A 16,466-nucleotide genomic window follows, 5' to 3' on the forward strand; every position below is an offset into this window, starting at 1 on the left:
CATGGTCTCGCCGATGGCCCGGCCGAGGCCGAGGATCGAGGCCCCCAGGATGCCTGATTTGCCGTAGGGGAGGATGGCGATCTTAATCGTCTCCCAGCGGGTCGCGCCGAGCGCGATCGCCGCTTCCTTCTGGCTCTGCGGCACGGCGAGCAGCACCTCGCGGGTGATGGAGGTGATGATCGGCACCACCATGATCATCAGGATGAAGATGGCGGCCAGCATGCTGACGCCGTAGGGGGCGCCCTGGAAGAGCGGGATGAAGCCGAAGTGCTCGATGAGGAAGGGCTGGACCGTGGACTGGAGCCAGGGCGCCATCACCAGCACCCCCCAAAGGCCGTAGATGACCGAGGGAATCGCCGCCAGCAGCTCCACCAGGGGGGCGACCAGGGCGCCTACGCGCGCCGGCGCTATTTCCGTGATGAAGAGGGCCGCGCCTATGCTCAGCGGGGTGGCGAGGGCGAGCGCCAAGACCGAGGAAACCACAGAGCCGTAGAGGTAGGGGAGGGCGCCGAAGATCCCCTGGACCGCGTCCCACTCCGTCGACTTCACGAACTGCCAGCCGAAGGCCTTGATGGCGGGCATGCTCTCGCCGGTCATCTCGTAAAGCATGAGCGCCAGGATCAGGATGATGCTGAAGGCGAAACAGGTGGTCAGGTAACGGAAGACGGCGTCTCCGTTCAGCTTCTTGGCCTGTGCCGGTTCGTGTTTTTTCCTTGCCGATTGCACGGTCGTCTCCGTTGCGTCTGTGTAACAGGAACTGGGTAATTCGGTTTCCAAACTTAGCCTCCGGGAGCGGCCGACGCACTCCATTCCAGGGGACCTCGTCGGCTACGGATCAGGCGGAGAGTTGTCGCCGTCTCCGCGTTGCTCGTTCATTGCATGCGCCCTAACATGCGCCACGAATGTTACAGGCCCGTTACAGTTTGGCTAAATCTTCCTGAACCGGCGATGCTTGCTGGAAAAATCCGGCAACGTTCGTGACCGGCGCGATTGGCGTGACTGGCAGGGGGGCGGGAGAGGGGGGGCGACTATTGCCGGGACCATCTAATTCAACGGGGAAGGTTGTTTGTGTCGATGGACGGGAGCTTCGGCTTTTGGAAGCAATATGGAGAACGTGGTCCCCTTGCCGTTTTCGCTGGCGACGCGGATGAAGCCCCCATGGCGCTTGACGATGCCGTAACTGATGGAAAGCCCCAGTCCGGTCCCGTTGCCCGCCTCCTTTGTGGTGAAGAAAGGCTCGAAGATCCTGCTCTGCGTCTCCTGGTCGATCCCGGAGCCGGTATCGGAAACGGCGATGCGCACATGGGGCCCCGGCCGGGTGTGGTCGTACGCCTGAACCTCGTGGGCGGCGAGATCTACAGCGTCGACAGTTATGGTGAGCGTTCCCCCTTGGGGCATAGCGTCCCTGGCGTTGGCGGTCAGGTTTACCAGTACCTGCTCCATCTGTGCCTGGTCCACCAGTATCGGTAGAGTGTCGGGGGCGGGCTCCCATGCCAGCTCGATGCCCGGCCCCGCAAGCCTTGTCAAAAGCACGAAGATACCTTCGACCAGGTCGTTGCCGTGGATCCTGGTTGTCTGCATGGGCTCCTGCCTCGAATAGACCAGCAGGTTCTTCACCACCGTGATGGCGCGATGAGTGGCGGTGTTGATGTTCTCAAGAAATCCTCGGTATGGCGCCGGAGGGGACAATTCGGTCATGAGCAGTTCCGTGTACCCGATTACGGCGGTCATGATGTTGTTGAAGTCGTGGGCGATGCCGCCGGCGAGCGTCCCTATTGCCTCCATTTTCTGCGCGTGCAGCAGCTGGCTCTCCATCTTTTTCAGTTCGGTGATGTCGTGAAAGGTCCACACCCGCACGGCCGTCTTCCAATCCAGGTAGTGCGGCCTGGAAAAGCGCTCGAAACACCTGCCGTCGTTCAGTTCCACTACGTCGTAGCTCTCCCGATTCGGCTGCCACTGCATCTCGCTGAAGTTCTCGAAGAACAGCACCGGGTCGCGTACCTGACCCAAGAGCGACAGGAGCAACTTGTCGGAATTCCCGCAGGGAATGGCATCGTTACCTATGCCCCACATCTCCAGGAAACGCCGGTTGCACGCGACTATCTCCCCGTTTCCGTCCACCGCCATGATGCCGTCGTGGGTATGCTCGATGGTGGCTGACAAAACCTGGTTGGCCGCCTCAGCACCGTTAAGGTTTTCGGATAGTTTGGCAAAAGTGCGCAACTGCCGGATAGACATTGTCGCGTCTTCCGGTTCGAATCCAGGCGGAGGTTGCAGGGCGAGGCCCCGATCAGCCGCCAGCTGTTGTTGGCTCATGCTTCTCCTCCTCTTTGCCGCTTGCGCCTTGGCTGCGGCCAAAGGTTAGCACTGGTTTCGGAAACTCATGACTGCAGCATAAAGGGGCAATTTTGCGGTTGTGTTACAGCGGCGTGAATGTTTGGGCTCTGATCGCGGCTTGGGCAGAGGCGGTTCGGGGAATTCGGCAATTGGCATAGAGCGCACGAATTGTTTGCACGAATTCACCTGATCGCCACACGCCTGCAACATTCAGAGACTAATCTCGCCACAAAAAAGAGAGACAGAGGAGAAAAAATTATGGAGTTAATGCCGGTTGGAGATCGTTACCTTTGGTACTGCGATTGGTGCGACACGAAGAACGTGACGCCTTGGGTGAAAATGGAAGAGAAGGAAGTTTCCTGCGCCGCATGCCACAAAACATTCCCTTCCTACGACCAGACAGCCCCGCGTGCTTTAGGGGCGGAGCGTTGTGCCGCTGCGGATTTTCGGTAACCAAAAGGAGCATGATGAACTGGTAATACGGCCTTCCTTTGGGAAGGAAGATGCAGGCCGAGGGGAACCAGACCGTGCAGCGTATTGCGACTAAACTACGACCTTATTGCTGTAGAATTTATTTGATGATGCAAAAAAACTGTTGACATGTGCGCTGTGGTTTAGTAGCCTACCGACACTATAGAGAATAAACGATGTGCTGTCGCATCTTTGCTCAGCAGGACAGTAGCTATCCGGAATGACAAAGGTGCTTTTTTTTATCTCATTAGTCTATCTTGTCGGTGGATTAAACATGAAAGGGGGGAGCTTCATGAAACAGCAGATTCGCACCGCATTACTCACCCTGTTGGTGGCGGCCTTGCCACTGACAGCCTTCGCCGCCCAGGAATTCCTCAACGTCTCCTACGACCCGACCCGGGAGCTGTACCAGGACTTCAACAATGCCTTTGCCAGGAAGTCGGGGCAAAAGGCGACCTTCAAGCAGTCCCACGGCGGCTCCGGAAAGCAGGCGAGGGCAGTCATCGACGGCCTGGAAGCGGACGTCGTCACCCTGGCTTTGGCCTACGACATCGACGAGATCAGCGACAAGGCGAAGCTGATCCCGGCCAACTGGCAGAAAAGACTCCCCAACAACAGCTCTCCCTACACCTCGACCATCGTCTTCCTGGTGCGCAAGGGAAATCCCAAGAAGATCAAGGATTGGAACGATCTGGTGAAGCCGGGCGTCTCGGTGATCACCCCGAACCCGAAGACCTCCGGCGGTGCGCGCTGGAACTACCTTGCCGCATGGGGCTATGCCCTGAAGCAAAAGGGGGGCAACGAAGCAAAGGCCAAGGCGTTTGTCGCCGAGCTCTTCAAGCATGTGCCGGTGCTCGATTCCGGCGCCCGCGGTTCCACCACGACCTTCGTGCAGCGCGGCCAGGGGGATGTGCTCCTCGCCTGGGAAAACGAGGCATTCCTCGCGGTCAACGAGCTGGGCAGGGACAAATTCGAGATCGTCGTCCCTTCGCTCAGCATCCTCGCCGAGCCGCCGGTGACCGTGGTCGACAAGGTGGTCGACAGGAAAGGGACCCGCAAGCTTGCCGAGGAGTACCTGAAATACCTCTACTCCCCGGAAGGCCAGGAGATCGCCGCAAGGCATTACTACCGCCCGCGCGACAAGAAGGTTGCCGCCAAGTACGCCAAGGTGTTCCCCAAAGTGAAGCTCGTCACCATTGACGGCAACTTCGGAGGCTGGCGCAAGGCCCAGAAGACCCACTTCGCCGACGGCGGCGTTTTCGATCAGATCTACTCCGGCGGAAAGTAGCCCGGAGACAACCCGGTTGATGCAGGTTCCTGGAGGGGGCATGGCGACGACACCCGAACAAGCGGGAAAGTGGAACAGCGATCTCGAGCAAAAGATCCGCCTGGCTCTCGGAGACATCCGTTTCGGGACGGTGACCCTCGTCATACAGGATGGCAAGGTCATCCAACTGGACAAAAACGAAAAGATCAGGATCTAGGCCATGTCAGGATTTAGTCCTGCACTAAATACAATCGGCCTCCGCTCTCCCCCTCCCTTGACGGGAGGGGGGACTTTTACGGTACAGCCGGCTTTAAAAAATTTTCGATAATCGTTACCCGTCGAGCTGACCAGACAAACTGGAGGCCAGGCTGTAACCGTTTACCTACGGTTATGCCTGGCCTCTTTTTTTACCGGCAGCCGAGACAAAAGGAGAAGCGACCATGTCCGAGCAGCGCTTTTTATTCACCTCCGAATCCGTCACAGAGGGGCATCCCGACAAGCTGGCGGACCAGATTTCCGATGCCGTTCTCGACGCCCTGCTGGCGCAGGATCCCGACTCCCGCGTGGCCTGCGAGACCAGCGTGACTACCGGACTCGTGCTCCTCTTCGGCGAGGTCTCCAGCCAGGCGCGCGTCAACTTTGCCCGCATCGCCCGCGACACCATCGCCCAGGTCGGCTACACCGACACGAAACTGGGGATAGACGCGGAGCACGCCGCGGTGCTGGTCTCTCTCGACCAGCAGTCCGCCGACATCGCCCAAGGGGTCGACGTGGCGCTGGAGCAGCGCAAGGGTAGCGATCACGACGGCTACCTCGACTCGGTAGGTGCCGGAGACCAGGGGATGGTATTCGGCTTCGCCACCGACGAGACGCCCGAGTACCTCCCTACCAGCATCGCGCTGGCGCACAAGCTCGCCCGCCGACTCACCGAAGCGCGCAAGTCCGGCGACATTCCCTACCTGCGTCCCGACGGCAAGACCCAGGTGACGGTCGAGTATCGGGGGGACACTCCGGTACGGGTCGACACGGTGGTCATCTCCGCACAGCACGACCCCGAGGTCGAGCTCGAACAGATCCGCAAGGACCTTATCGCCAAGGTGATCGGGAAGGTCGTGCCGGATTCGCTCTTGGACGAGAAGACCCGCATCTTCGTGAACCCTACCGGCCGTTTCGTCATCGGCGGCCCGCACGGCGACGCCGGGCTCACCGGCAGGAAGATCATCGTGGACAGCTACGGTGGTTTCTCCCGCCACGGAGGAGGAGCCTTCTCCGGCAAGGACTCCACCAAGGTCGACCGCTCCGGCGCCTATGCCGCCCGCTACGTCGCCAAAAATCTCGTCGCCGCCGGGCTCGCCAAAAAGGTGGAGGTGCAGATCGCCTACGCTATCGGCGTCGCCCACCCGGTATCCATCTTCGTCGACAGCTTCGGGACCGGCGCCCTCGGCAACGAGGAACTTGCGGGGCTCATCTCCAGCCATTTCGACCTGAGGCCGGCGGCGATCATAGAAGAGCTGGGGCTCAAGCGCCCCATCTACCGCCAGACCGCAGCCTACGGCCATTTCGGGAGGCCCGATCTCGATCTTCCGTGGGAGCGGACCGACAAGGCGCAGGTCTTGCGCGATGCGGCTCGCGGCGCGGCAACCAACTGATAGAGGTTCCAGAAGGAGGGACATCATGGCAACAGCGATACCCGGAGACCTGATCGAGCTACTGAACGATCCCGCCGCGACCAAGGTGCTGGCCACCGTGGACGAGGACGGCGTTCCGCATCTGGCCGTCAAGCAGTCGCTTTACGTCGACGTCGCGGGGCGGTTGGTCTACACCGAACTTTTGGAGTCCTCGCGCAGCAACCGGAACCTGGTGCGGAGCATCTGGTTCGGCAAGAGCGTTTCGGTCATCGTGAGCGGAGCGGGTGGGCGGAGTTTCCAGGTGAAGGGGAAACCGGTGAAGACCCACATCTCGGGGCCGCTCTTCAGGAAGCACTACCAGGAGATTCGCTCGCTCCTCGGTGACGTGGACGTCGCGGCCGTCTGGATCATCGAGCCGCAAGAGGTGATCGACGGCAGCTACGCTGCCCGCAGCGCGGAGGAGAGGTCTAGGTTCCCCTTCTTCGACCACCTGGACCGGCTGGTCAAACCCGCTGCTCCGGCCGCCTGAGCCGCGGCCCCCCCTGGGTCTTCCTGAGATATGCGGGATACTAGCCCCCCCTCCGCAAGGGGAGGGGGATACAGTCAAGCACCACAAAGACGAGGACCACCATGGCTAATCTTAATCTGGCAATAAAAGAAAAACGGCCGCTAAGCCGCGCGGAGGTGACCGAGAAGTACCCGGACATCCCGCCGCTGGTCATCCTGAAGGCGGACGTGCAGCGGCGCGGCGTGCACTACAGCGAGGCGGCCCTGGGCGCGCTCGACCTGGAGCTTCACGCCACCACCGGCACCCACATCTTCGGCGCCCGCGACGGCAAAATAGCGGCGCGCCCCGAATCGTTCCTTCTGCGCGACGGCTCCTCCATCATCACCACGCCGACGCCGCTGGAGCTGGACCCGTACCTGGTCGACCTCCACGAGGGAAGACCCTTTCTCTTCGAGGACGGCGAACCGGTCGAGGAGGTGGATTACTGGCCCCGCCCCGACTTCTACGACAAGACCTCCTCTTCGGGGACGCTGATGCAGAACGTGGTCAGCGCGCGCCCGCAGCGGCTCAACATCTTTCCCTACCGCTACTGCACCTTCTGGAACAACGGCAACGGCTGCAGCTTTTGCGACATCGTGACCCAGATGAAGAAGGGGAAGGAGGAACTCGGCATCCCGGCGCGCCTGGATCCGCTCGAGGTCAAGGAGGTGGTGCGTGAGGCGCTGCTGGAGCCGGGACGCTACGCCGCGCTCTTTCTCACCGCAGGCTCGAACGTGGCCGGGAAACGGGCCTTCGACGACGAGGTGGACTACTACATCGAGATCCTGCAACGGGTGGGGGAGCTCTTCAGCGTCCCCAATATCCCGAGCCAGCTGATCGGGACCGCATTCGACGACGGCCAGCTTGAGCGCCTGTACCGCGAGACCCCGCTCACGAGCTACACCGCGGACATCGAGGTGCTGGGGGAGGAGCTTTTCAACCGGCACTGCCCGGGGAAGGCGGAGTATATCGGATACAAGGAGTGGAAACGGCGGCTGGTCCGCGCGGTGGACATCTTCGGCCCCGGCCGCGTGAACACCGGGCTTGTCGCCGGAGTCGAACTGACGAGCCCCGGAGGCTACAAAAATGAGGACGAGGCGCTGGCCCGAACCCTGGAAGAGGCAGAGGACCTGGCCAGCCAGGGGGTGAGCACGGTCTACATCGTCTGGTCGCCGCGCCCCGGAACCGCGATCGGGGACCAGAAAAACGCCTCTCTCGAATATTACGTGCGGCTCGCGGCCGGGCTGCACGGGTTGAGGGGGAAATACCGGCTCCCCATCGGCTTCGACGATTATCGCCGCTGCGGCAACCATCCCGACAGCGACCTGTCGCGGCTGCACAACTTCTAAAGGTTCAAAGGAGGATCACCATGAAGAGATCACGCATCACAATCGCACTCCTCTTGCTTCTTGCCCTTTTCACCGCATCCGTCGCGCGGGCCGAAGTCAAGGAGGTGCGTTTCGCCAAGCAGTACGGCCTGAGCTATCTGCCGCTCATCGTCATGGAGCAGCAGAAGCTGGTGGAAAAACATGCGAAGGCGGCCGGGCTAGGCCAGCTGAAGGCGAGCTACGCGACGCTCGGCTCGGGAGCGGCGATGAACGACGCACTCCTCTCCGGCTCCATAGATTACGCCTCGGGGGGCGTCGCCCCCATGCTCACCATCTGGGGCAAGAGCCGGGGCGAGGTGAGGGGGGTGGCTGCCCTCGACACCATCCCGATCTACCTGAACTCCGTCAACCCGTCGGTGAAGGGGGTGAAGGATCTTTCCGACAAGGACAAGATCGCGCTTCCCGCGGTGAAGGTCTCGATCCAGGCCGTGCTGCTGCAGATGGCCGCGGCCAAGGCATTCGGAGCGGACGAGTACGACAGGCTGGACCGCCTCACCGTCTCCATGAAGCACCCTGACGCCATGGCCGCCATCCTCTCCGGCAGATCCGAGGTCACCGGGCACCTGGCGAGCCCCCCCTTCATGTTCCAGGAGCTGAAGGACAAGCGGGTGCGGACCGTGGTCAACTCCTACGACGTACTCGGCGGGCCGCATACCTTCGATCTGGTTTGGGCCACCAAGAAGTTCCACGACGAGAACCCGAAGATCTACCGCGCGGTGCTCGCCGCGCTGAACGAAGCGGTCGCCTACATCGGAAAGAACAAGCGTGCGGCGGCGGAGCTCTACTTGAAGGCCTCCGGCTCCAAGGAGCCCGTCAGCGAGGTCTACGAGATACTCTCCCGCCAGCCGGTGCATTACACGACGACGCCGCTTAAGGTCTCGGCCTTCGCCGATTTCATGAACCGGACCGGGTCGCTGAAAGAAAAGCCCAAGGGGTGGAAGGACCTCTTCTTCCCCGAGATCCACGGCAAGAAAGGGAGCTAGCCATGGCGAGCTCTAAAGGGACATCGGCGGAGGCGCCCCTTCTGGAGGTGCGCGGGGTGACCCTGCAGTACACCACGCGCGAGCAACGGGTGACCGCCACCTGGAGGGTCGATTTCGATGCCTGGGCCGGCGAGCGCCTGGTGCTCCTGGGCCCTTCCGGCTGCGGCAAGTCGACGCTTTTGAAGGCGGTCGGCGGTTACCTGAAGCCGGTCGAGGGGGAGGTGCAGTTCCGCGGCAAGCAGGTGCACGGCCCCGGGCCGGACCGGGGGATGGTGTTCCAGGAGTTCGACCAGCTCCTCCCCTGGAAAACGGTGAAGCAAAACGTAGCCTTCGCCCTGCAGGAGGGGAGGGGCGTCCCCCGCCGCGAGGCGGAGGAGCAGGCGCTCCATTTCATCGCCAAGGTGAAGCTTTCCCGCTTCGCTGACGCCTATCCGCACACCCTCTCGGGAGGGATGAAACAGCGGGTCGCCATCGCCCGCTGCCTGGCGACCCGCCCGGAGCTGATCCTGATGGACGAGCCGTTCGCGGCACTCGACGCGCTTACCCGGCAGCAGATGCAGGACGAGCTCCTGGAGTTGTGGCAGGAAAGCCCCTTCGCCATGCTCTTCGTCACCCATTCCATCGACGAAGCGGTCCGGCTGGGCCATCGCGTCATCCTCCTCTCGCCCCACCCGGGGCGGGTCAAGGAGGTGCTCGCCCTGGACGGGAAGGGGGGACTGGAGCCGGTGCAAAGCGGGGCCGAGCTGCAGGAGCGGATCCACCGCTCCCTTTTCGAGACTGCCTGCGACTATTCGATCTAGGGGGAGAACATGGAACAGTCAGACACAATAGCTCTCGCGTCCGCAGCTCAGGTCCTGGCGCAGCGCGCCCCCGGCCCAGTCGTGGTCGAGGTCGAATCGGCGCGACCGCTCTCCCCAGCCGAGAGGCTCTGGAACCTGGCGGCGCTCCGCAAGCTGCTCCTTCTTTCCCTGCTCCTCGCGCTCTGGCAGGTTTACGCCGTCACGCTCGACAAGCCGCTGCTCTTTCCGACCCTGGACGATACGCTCGCCGCGCTTTGGAACGGCATCCTGCACGGGGAGCTCCTGAGGCGGGTGGGGCATTCGCTACGGACGCTGGTGACGGGATACGCCATCGGCGCCACACTCGCCGCGCTTCTCGCGGTGGCGGCCTACAGCACCAGGCTCGGCAACGACCTAATGGAGATACTGACCGCGACCTTCAACCCGCTCCCCCCCATCGCGCTTCTCCCGGTCTCGCTGATCTGGTTCGGGCTGGGGCAGGCGAGCATTGTCTTCGTGCTGGTGCACGCGGTGCTCTGGCCCATGGCGCTGAACGCCCACACGGGGTTCACCGGCATCACCCCCACCATCCGGATGGTCGGGCGCAATTACGGGCTCACCGGCTGGCGCTTCGCCTGGCGCATCCTCTTCCCAGCCGCGTTTCCGCAGCTCCTCACCGGATTTAAGATCGGCTGGGCCTTCGGCTGGCGCTCGCTCATCGCCGCCGAGCTAGTCTACGGGGTAAGCTCCGGCTCCGGCGGGATCGGGTGGTTCATCTACGAAAACAAGAACCAGCTGGAGACCGCCTCGGTCTTCGCGGGGCTATTGACCATTATCCTGATCGGGCTGGCCGTCGAGAACCTGCTCTTCGCTGAGATCGAGCGACGGACGGTACTACGCTGGGGAATGAAGCACTGAAAGGAGGTGCGCCATGGCTGTGGAACATCTGGTTATCGCAGGCAAGAGCGGGGTCGGCAAGTCGACCACCGCGGCCAATCTGAGCGCCGCCCTGGCGGAGAAGGGGAAGCGGGTGCTCCTCATCGGATACGACAGCCGCTGGAGTTCGACCGGCATCCTGTGCGGCGGAAGCGAACTGACCCCGCTGCCGGGATGGCAGGGCGAGGATGCGCCGCTCCAGGCGCTGGGACACGCGGGCGCTCTCTGCCTGGAAGCGGGGGCGGCGCTTAAGTCCGGAGCCGCGACCGGGGGCGAGATCCTCACCCATCGGCTGGTCGCCGACTACGACCCGGAGTACGTGGTGCACGACACCGCCTGGGAGCCGGCAGGGAGCTTCACGCTCCCGCCGGGAATCGACGGGGTATCCCGCCTCCTGGCCGTGACTTCGGCGGACAAGTGCGCGCTGCAGGCGGTGAACGACATCTTCGCCTGGCTCAACACCGTGGCCTCCGCCGAGTGCCGGTTCGGCGGAGTGGTGGCCAACAACCTCTCCGGGCCGCTGTACGAGGCGATAGTCTCCGACTTCGCCAGTCAGACGGGAGCCGTCATTTCGGCCACCGTCCCACGCTCCATCATGGTCTCGGTGAGCGACTTCTACAGCCAGACGCTGCTGCAGTCGGCCCCCTTTTCCCACGTCTCCTACGCCTACCGGAAACTGGCCCGGGACCTGGTCAAGGGGGTGGAGTCCCGCCGCCCGAAACCCCTCGGTCGGGACGCGCTCTCCGGTTGGTCGCAGAAGTGGGGGGACATCATCACCGAGTTGGAGACGGGGGTGGTTAAGGATGGACTCGGAATCTAGCGGGCGCGAGTGATTAAAATAGTTGACTTCCTGCAGTTATCAAAGTACCTCCTTGGCAGATCCTCATAATTCAATCCGTGCGAGACTCCAATGAATATCGAACCGGCAACACCCGAGGATGCGGCCGAAATCCTCGCGCTGCAGAAGGCCGCCTACCTGAGCGAGGGGGAACTCTACGGGGACCTCTCAATTCCTCCGCTGACGCAGACCCTGGAGGAACTGGCCCAGAGCTTTGGCCGCAACACGATCCTGAAGGCGGTGCGAGAGGGGAGCATCGTGGGCTCCGTCAACGGCCGGATGAGCAAGGGGCATTGTCTTATCGGCCGGCTCATGGTGCGTCCGGACCTGCAGGGAAGGGGGAAAGGAACGCAGCTTCTGACGGCAATCGAGGCGAAGTTCGCGGACGCCGACAGCTACCTGCTATTCACTGGGGAGAAGAGTGTCGCCAACATCCGCCTCTACGAGCGGTTGGGCTATCGGGTTTACGAGCGGAAGGAAGTGCCTGGGAGCGTGGCGGTGGTGTTCATGGAGAAGAAGGGGCGGGCGGCAACATGAAAATTGAGGGAACCTAGGGTCCCCTCCCCCTTTGGGGGAGGGGAGACAAGCGGAGTGCCGGATTTAGATCTGGTACTCGACCGCGGCGGCCTGCTGGTGCACCAGGTGGAACTCGGTGAAGAGCCGCTTCCTGAAGGTGGCGAATTCCTGCTCGGTCCTCTCCCGCGGGTGCGGCAGCTTCACTTCGAGGATCTTCTGGATCCGCCCCGGCTGCGGCGCCATCAGCACCACGCGCTGGCCCAGGGCAATCGCCTCGTCGAGGTCGTGGGTGACGAAGACGACGGTCGGTTTCGTCTCCGTCCAGATCCTGAGCAGCTCGTCCTGCAGGTGCAGCCGGGTGAAGGCGTCGAGCGCCGCGAACGGCTCGTCCATGAAGAGGACGCTCGGCTCTACTGCTAGTGCCCGGGCGATGGAGGCGCGCTGCTTCATCCCGCCGGAAAGCTCGTGCGGGTGCTTGTCGATGGACTGGGACAGGCCGACCATCTCCAGGGCCGCCAGCGCCTTTTCCCGCGCCTGAGCGGCGGGCACTCCCCGGGCCTGCAATCCGAAAAGCACGTTGCCGAGCACGGTGCGCCAGGGGTAGAGGCCGTAATCCTGGAAGATCATGATGTGGTCCGGGTTGGGCGCGGTTACCGGCTCCCCGTCGATCAGCACCGATCCCGAAGTCGGCTTCTCGAACCCCGCCATCAGGTTGATGAGCGTGGTCTTGCCGCAGCCGCTGGGTCCCACCAGGCAAACGAACTCACCTGCCTTGATGTCTAAATCGAGCCGGCTCAGGGCTATCTGCTGATCGCCGCGGGCCGACCTGAACCGCTTCTCCACGTTGCGAAGCTGTATTTTGCTAACGGGCGTTTCACTCATGCAGCCACCCCCCAGCGCCGTCCTATGGCCTTCTCAAAAGTTTTCATAGCCTTGTAGATCGCGAGCCCCAAGAGGCCGACGAGGAGCATGCCGGCCATCACCTGGTCGGTTCTCAGGAAATTGCGGGCATCCACGATCATGAACCCCAGTCCCGACTGGGCCCCCAGCATCTCGCCGGCCACGAGGTGAATCCAGCCGGTGCCGACCGCGATGTGCAGCCCGACCATGATGCCGGGAAACGCCGCGGGGACGATGACCCGCACGAAGGTCAGGAAAGCGCCGGCGCCGAAGTTGGTGGAGACCTTCAGGTAGACCGGCGGCACCCCTCTCACCGAGCTTATGGTGGTCAGGAGCACGGGGTAAAAGGAGGCTAGGAAGATGATGAACACCGCCGGGGCGTTGCCGATCCCGAACCAGAGCACCGCCAGGGGGAACCAGGCGATCGGGGAGATGGGCCGAAGCACCTGGATCAGCGGGTCGATGGCCCGGTGACAGCGGGTGAAGCGCCCCAGGAATAGCCCGAGCGGGATGCCGGCCACGACAGCCATGAGGTAGGCGGCGGCGAAACGCGCGAGACTGATCCCGATGTTGGTCCAGAGCACACCGTTATCGGAGAGCTCCTTTATCGCCAGGACAACGTCGGAAGGGGCGGGGAACTGTTCCGGGGGGTAGCGCCTTGCCGCGACCTGCCAGATAAGGACGAACGCCGCCACGGTTAAGAGCGGCACCAGGTAATTTTCCAACCAGGAACGCACCGTTACACCGCCTTCCGTGCGAAGCGGTCGTCAAGGTACCCGGTGAGGTCGACCTTCTGCTTGGCGACGCCGAACTTGAGCATGTAGTCCTGGGTGGCCGCGAAATCCTTCTTGTTGGGGACCAGGTTCAGGAAGCTCAGGCGGTCGCGCGGGGAGGTGAGCACCCGCTCGACGATCTCCGGCCTCTGCCCGAGCACCTTCGGGGAAGCCTTCGCCGCCAGCACCGGGTTGGCCTCGATGAAGGAGGCGGTGCGCAGGAAGCCCGATACCATCTCCTGAACCGCTTCGGGGTACTTCGCTATCACGCTCTCGCGCACGTTCAGCACGCAGCAGATGTGGTCGCGCCAGATGTCCTTGGAAAGCATGAGCACCTTGCCTACCTTCTGGGCCTCCGCCTGGGCTCCGAACGGCTCGGCCACCATGTACCCCTGGATACGCCCGGTCGCCAATGCGTTCACCATCTCGGGGGGCGCCATGTCTATGATCTTGAGCTCCTTCGCCGGGTCGATGTGCTTGTCGGTCAGCGCCTTGCGCAGCAGCAGGTTATGGGTGGAAAACGGGCTCGGAACGGCGATGGTCTTTCCCCTCAAGTCCTCGATACGGTTGATGTCGCCGCTGTTTTTCACGGTGATGGCGCTGCCGTTACGATGTCCCAGGAGCACTACCTTGACCGGCACCCCTTTCTGCCGCATGGTCAGCCCGATGGGGGTCAGCAGGAAGGCAGCATCGATGGCGCCTACCTTGAGCGCCTCGGAGATCTCCGGCCACGACGAGAACTTCACCGGCTGAATGCCGACGCTCTTGAACCGCTCCCGCTCGGCGGCGATCATCAGCAGATGGTCAGTGAGGGGGAGGTAGCCTACCTTGATGTTCACCTTGGCGCCTCCGGCAAAGGCGAAACCCGGTACCGCCGCCGCGGCCAGCGCGAGGCCGGTCGTTTTGATAAATTCGCGTCTGTTCATATCTACTCTCCCTCCTAGTGACTGTGCGTGTGCCCATGATCGTGGGCGAATTGGTGTGCCTTTTCTGCCTGCAGGGCCGAGAGGCGCCGGTTGGTCGCAGGGGCTGCACTCTGCCAACCCAGGGCCTCCCGCCGCTCATCGAAGTCTGCCACTATGCGCTGGGCCAACTGGACCGGGTCCTGGTCGACCACCATTACTGAGCCGAGTGTCTCCCGGGTGTCCTGATAGAAGAAATCGGAGACCCGGTCGGAGCCTGCGACCGGCGGCGTGATGCAGTGATAGGAGTTGAGCCCCAGCAGGCGGAAGCTTAAGGCCGCCCCGACACCTTTCTCGTTGGACCACTCGGGACTGGAAACTGCGAGCGGCAGCCGGGGGAGCGATTCACCGGAAGCCGCGGAGATGGTGCGGAAAAATGCGGAGGCCCTTGCGTTGTCGAGGCATTCACCCATGTGCCACACCGGCGGGAGGTTGAGAGGCGCGAGTGCGGCGTTCAGTCCCGGTCCGCTTCCTTCCAGCCCTTCGGGGAGGCAGAACCCCATCTTCAAAAGGGCGAAGGCGGCGCAGCCGTTGGTGAGCGCCAGCACGTCGTGGGCTATCAGTTCCTCGGCCACCCTGACGATGGCCTCTTCGTACACCACCTTCGGGTTGTTGCACCCCACCAGGTTCACCACGCCGCGGATGCGGCCGCTTTTCAGGTGCTCCAGCAACGGCTCGGCGCCGCCGAAGGTCGCCAGGATGTTCTCCACCGAAAAGCCGACCTCGGCATCCATGCGTGCCTTGGGGACGAACACCTTGCCGGCCTGGCGCTCGCCGTAGGCCTGGATGCCGCGGCGGACGATGCGCTCCGCGAGAATGTCCGCCTGGTCGAGGTTCGAGTGGTGGTGGTCGAAGGCGATGTGCTCTGCGCCCGGAAGCCTGGCGGAGTCGCTGGTGGTGACCACCCGGGTGTGGAAGCAGGCGGCGACGTCCATGATCCCCGGGAAGACGTCCTGTACGTCGGCTACCCAGAGATCCAGGGCGCCCGTCGCCAGGGTCAGTTCCGCGCCTGCCGCGTTTGCCAAGGGCGTTATGTCGCCGAACTTGGCCAGAGCCGAGTGTCCGGAGCAGCAGATGCCGTAAAGCTTGATGGTGCCGGCGCCGGCGGCACGCGCCTCGGAGAGCAGCGCTTCGCCGCGCGCAGCCTTGACGATGGCAGCCACCAGCACCGGCGAGTGGCCGTGGACCGCGATATTGACGCTGTCCAGGGTGATGGCGCCCAGGTTGGTGCTCACGCGGCTCCTTTTGGGGAGGCCGTAGAGGCAGTCCATGGCGATGGCCGAGCCGACCACGCTGCTCCAGGCAAAGGCGAGGCCGCAGCGCAGTATCTGGTTCGCCACATTGCGCCAGTCGCCGTCGGTGCCGGTGCCGGTTCTGTGCAGCGCCTCGAAGACCTCGTGGTAGGCGCCAATCGGGAGGATGTCGAGGTCCTTCCAGACCTGGATGCGCTCGGCCGGGGCCATAGCTTCCAGTGTCTTGTGAGGGCCGGGGAGGGTGCGGCAGAGATCCTCCAAAAGGATCATGGCTATTTCGCCCGCCATCTCCTGGACGCTCTTTGCCTCGCCGTGGATGCCAAAAGATTTCGCCGTTGCGATCACCTTCTCGGGACCGAGGATCGGCAGGTCGAGGGAGCCGTCGGCAGCGCCCTTCAGCGCCAGCATCACTTCACGGCCGCGTGCGCCATGTGCGGCGACGCCGGCTGCGGTCCAGCGGAGCATGTTGCGGGCGACGATGAGGTGCGCGTCGGCGCCGCAAACACCCTTGGGGCTCTTGGTGGTGATGCGGCAGGGGCCCATGTGGCAGTTCTTGCAGCAGGTCCCGTTCAGGCCGAATCCGCAATGCGGCTTCTGGGCGTCGAACCGGTCGAATGGCGTCTCGATACCGGCTGCTTCCATATGGCGCAGCATCTCCCGAACCGCCGGGTCCGGGGTCGATGCCATGACGTCTGCTTTGCTGGGGAAGGTGTTTTTCTTGGTCATGTGGTGCTCGCTATTATTAAAGTTGATATCATGGGTCGGCTTTTCTTTACCAGTACTACCCGGTACGTGTCAACAAAAAATGATACATTTTCTATCATGAGTAACTGTCATAATAGTTGCCTGGGGTTTTTGTAAGCCTTGCTGCTTTTAATGCGACGGACA

Annotated in this window: 16 protein-coding genes; 10 read left to right on the forward strand and 6 right to left on the reverse strand. The window is 62.8% G+C overall.

Annotation, left to right across the window (positions count from 1 at the left end; all coding sequences use genetic code 11):
• Both pstC and K419_RS22750 read right to left on the reverse strand, forming a co-directional pair.
• Positions 1 to 777, reverse strand: a 777-nt coding sequence (gene pstC, locus K419_RS21680) for a phosphate ABC transporter permease subunit PstC (protein WP_035496968.1), incomplete at its 3' end; no start/stop codon positions are given.
• A gap of 267 nt (positions 778 to 1,044) precedes the next feature.
• On the reverse strand, positions 1,045 to 2,316 hold the full coding sequence (locus tag K419_RS22750) for a two-component system sensor histidine kinase NtrB (protein WP_084154133.1): 1,272 nt from the start codon (positions 2,314 to 2,316) through the stop codon (positions 1,045 to 1,047).
• 784 nt (positions 2,317 to 3,100) lie between these two features.
• On the opposite strand from K419_RS22750, the gene K419_RS0106350 reads away from it, so the two are divergent.
• The 10 genes from K419_RS0106350 to K419_RS0106395 all read left to right on the forward strand — a co-directional run bounded on the left by K419_RS0106350 (position 3,101) and on the right by K419_RS0106395 (position 11,711).
• Complete coding sequence (locus K419_RS0106350) at positions 3,101 to 4,096, forward strand: sulfate ABC transporter substrate-binding protein (RefSeq protein WP_026840848.1); 996 nt, start codon at positions 3,101 to 3,103, stop codon at positions 4,094 to 4,096.
• Between the two features lie 40 nt (positions 4,097 to 4,136).
• Positions 4,137 to 4,292 (forward strand): YezD family protein, encoded by a 156-nt coding sequence (locus tag K419_RS23045; protein ID WP_012530156.1) that lies wholly within the window; start codon positions 4,137 to 4,139, stop codon positions 4,290 to 4,292.
• A 223-nt stretch (positions 4,293 to 4,515) separates the two neighbouring features.
• Positions 4,516 to 5,724, forward strand: a complete 1,209-nt coding sequence (gene metK, locus K419_RS0106360) for a methionine adenosyltransferase (protein ID WP_026840849.1) — start codon at positions 4,516 to 4,518, stop codon at positions 5,722 to 5,724.
• Positions 5,725 to 5,749: 25 nt separating this feature from the next.
• Positions 5,750 to 6,232: a hypothetical protein gene (locus K419_RS0106365; protein WP_026840850.1), complete on the forward strand. Its 483-nt coding sequence runs from the start codon at positions 5,750 to 5,752 to the stop codon at positions 6,230 to 6,232.
• Between the two features lie 101 nt (positions 6,233 to 6,333).
• Complete coding sequence (locus K419_RS0106370) at positions 6,334 to 7,599, forward strand: radical SAM protein (protein ID WP_035496947.1); 1,266 nt, start codon at positions 6,334 to 6,336, stop codon at positions 7,597 to 7,599.
• A 20-nt stretch (positions 7,600 to 7,619) separates the two neighbouring features.
• Entirely contained in the window at positions 7,620 to 8,621 is a 1,002-nt protein-coding gene (locus tag K419_RS0106375; RefSeq protein ID WP_026840852.1) for an ABC transporter substrate-binding protein, read from the forward strand.
• Positions 8,622 to 8,623: 2 nt separating this feature from the next.
• Positions 8,624 to 9,421: an ABC transporter ATP-binding protein gene (locus tag K419_RS0106380; RefSeq protein WP_026840853.1), complete on the forward strand. Its 798-nt coding sequence runs from the start codon at positions 8,624 to 8,626 to the stop codon at positions 9,419 to 9,421.
• Positions 9,422 to 9,430: 9 nt separating this feature from the next.
• On the forward strand, positions 9,431 to 10,318 hold the full coding sequence (locus K419_RS0106385; protein WP_026840854.1) for an ABC transporter permease: 888 nt from the start codon (positions 9,431 to 9,433) through the stop codon (positions 10,316 to 10,318).
• A 13-nt stretch (positions 10,319 to 10,331) separates the two neighbouring features.
• On the forward strand, positions 10,332 to 11,156 hold the full coding sequence (locus K419_RS0106390) for a nucleotide-binding protein (RefSeq protein ID WP_026840855.1): 825 nt from the start codon (positions 10,332 to 10,334) through the stop codon (positions 11,154 to 11,156).
• Between the two features lie 90 nt (positions 11,157 to 11,246).
• The gene (locus K419_RS0106395; RefSeq protein ID WP_026840856.1) at positions 11,247 to 11,711 is read left to right on the forward strand and encodes a GNAT family N-acetyltransferase; all 465 of its coding nucleotides are present in this window, start codon (positions 11,247 to 11,249) and stop codon (positions 11,709 to 11,711) included.
• A 63-nt stretch (positions 11,712 to 11,774) separates the two neighbouring features.
• Here the strand turns inward: K419_RS0106395 and K419_RS0106400 are convergent, their stop codons facing one another.
• Genes K419_RS0106400 through cooS form a run of 4 tightly spaced genes read right to left on the reverse strand, consistent with a single transcriptional unit; the run spans position 11,775 to position 16,304 of the window.
• The gene (locus K419_RS0106400; RefSeq protein ID WP_026840857.1) at positions 11,775 to 12,572 is read right to left on the reverse strand and encodes an ABC transporter ATP-binding protein; all 798 of its coding nucleotides are present in this window, start codon (positions 12,570 to 12,572) and stop codon (positions 11,775 to 11,777) included.
• Entirely contained in the window at positions 12,569 to 13,327 is a 759-nt protein-coding gene (locus K419_RS0106405; RefSeq protein ID WP_026840858.1) for an ABC transporter permease, read from the reverse strand. The genes K419_RS0106400 and K419_RS0106405 overlap by 4 nt, the downstream gene beginning before the upstream one ends.
• Before the next feature lie 2 nt (positions 13,328 to 13,329).
• Entirely contained in the window at positions 13,330 to 14,289 is a 960-nt protein-coding gene (locus K419_RS0106410; protein WP_026840859.1) for an ABC transporter substrate-binding protein, read from the reverse strand.
• Positions 14,290 to 14,303: 14 nt separating this feature from the next.
• Complete coding sequence (cooS, locus tag K419_RS0106415) at positions 14,304 to 16,304, reverse strand: anaerobic carbon-monoxide dehydrogenase catalytic subunit (protein ID WP_026840860.1); 2,001 nt, start codon at positions 16,302 to 16,304, stop codon at positions 14,304 to 14,306.
• Positions 16,305 to 16,466: the final 162 nt, after the last annotated feature.

It is taken from the genome of Citrifermentans bremense R1, from assembly GCF_000426865.1.
GTDB lineage: Bacteria > Desulfobacterota > Desulfuromonadia > Geobacterales > Geobacteraceae > Geomonas > Geomonas bremensis.

Coding starts and splice junctions, on each gene's coding strand:
- K419_RS22750 (WP_084154133.1), bottom strand. CDS start 2,316: ATGAGCCAACAACAGCTGGCGGCTGATCGGGGCCTCGCCCTGCAACCT.
- K419_RS0106350 (WP_026840848.1), top strand. CDS start 3,101: ATGAAACAGCAGATTCGCACCGCATTACTCACCCTGTTGGTGGCGGCC.
- K419_RS23045 (WP_012530156.1), top strand. CDS start 4,137: ATGGCGACGACACCCGAACAAGCGGGAAAGTGGAACAGCGATCTCGAG.
- metK (WP_026840849.1), top strand. CDS start 4,516: ATGTCCGAGCAGCGCTTTTTATTCACCTCCGAATCCGTCACAGAGGGG.
- K419_RS0106365 (WP_026840850.1), top strand. CDS start 5,750: ATGGCAACAGCGATACCCGGAGACCTGATCGAGCTACTGAACGATCCC.
- K419_RS0106370 (WP_035496947.1), top strand. CDS start 6,334: ATGGCTAATCTTAATCTGGCAATAAAAGAAAAACGGCCGCTAAGCCGC.
- K419_RS0106375 (WP_026840852.1), top strand. CDS start 7,620: ATGAAGAGATCACGCATCACAATCGCACTCCTCTTGCTTCTTGCCCTT.
- K419_RS0106380 (WP_026840853.1), top strand. CDS start 8,624: ATGGCGAGCTCTAAAGGGACATCGGCGGAGGCGCCCCTTCTGGAGGTG.
- K419_RS0106385 (WP_026840854.1), top strand. CDS start 9,431: ATGGAACAGTCAGACACAATAGCTCTCGCGTCCGCAGCTCAGGTCCTG.
- K419_RS0106390 (WP_026840855.1), top strand. CDS start 10,332: ATGGCTGTGGAACATCTGGTTATCGCAGGCAAGAGCGGGGTCGGCAAG.
- K419_RS0106395 (WP_026840856.1), top strand. CDS start 11,247: ATGAATATCGAACCGGCAACACCCGAGGATGCGGCCGAAATCCTCGCG.
- K419_RS0106400 (WP_026840857.1), bottom strand. CDS start 12,572: ATGAGTGAAACGCCCGTTAGCAAAATACAGCTTCGCAACGTGGAGAAG.
- K419_RS0106410 (WP_026840859.1), bottom strand. CDS start 14,289: ATGAACAGACGCGAATTTATCAAAACGACCGGCCTCGCGCTGGCCGCG.
- cooS (WP_026840860.1), bottom strand. CDS start 16,304: ATGACCAAGAAAAACACCTTCCCCAGCAAAGCAGACGTCATGGCATCG.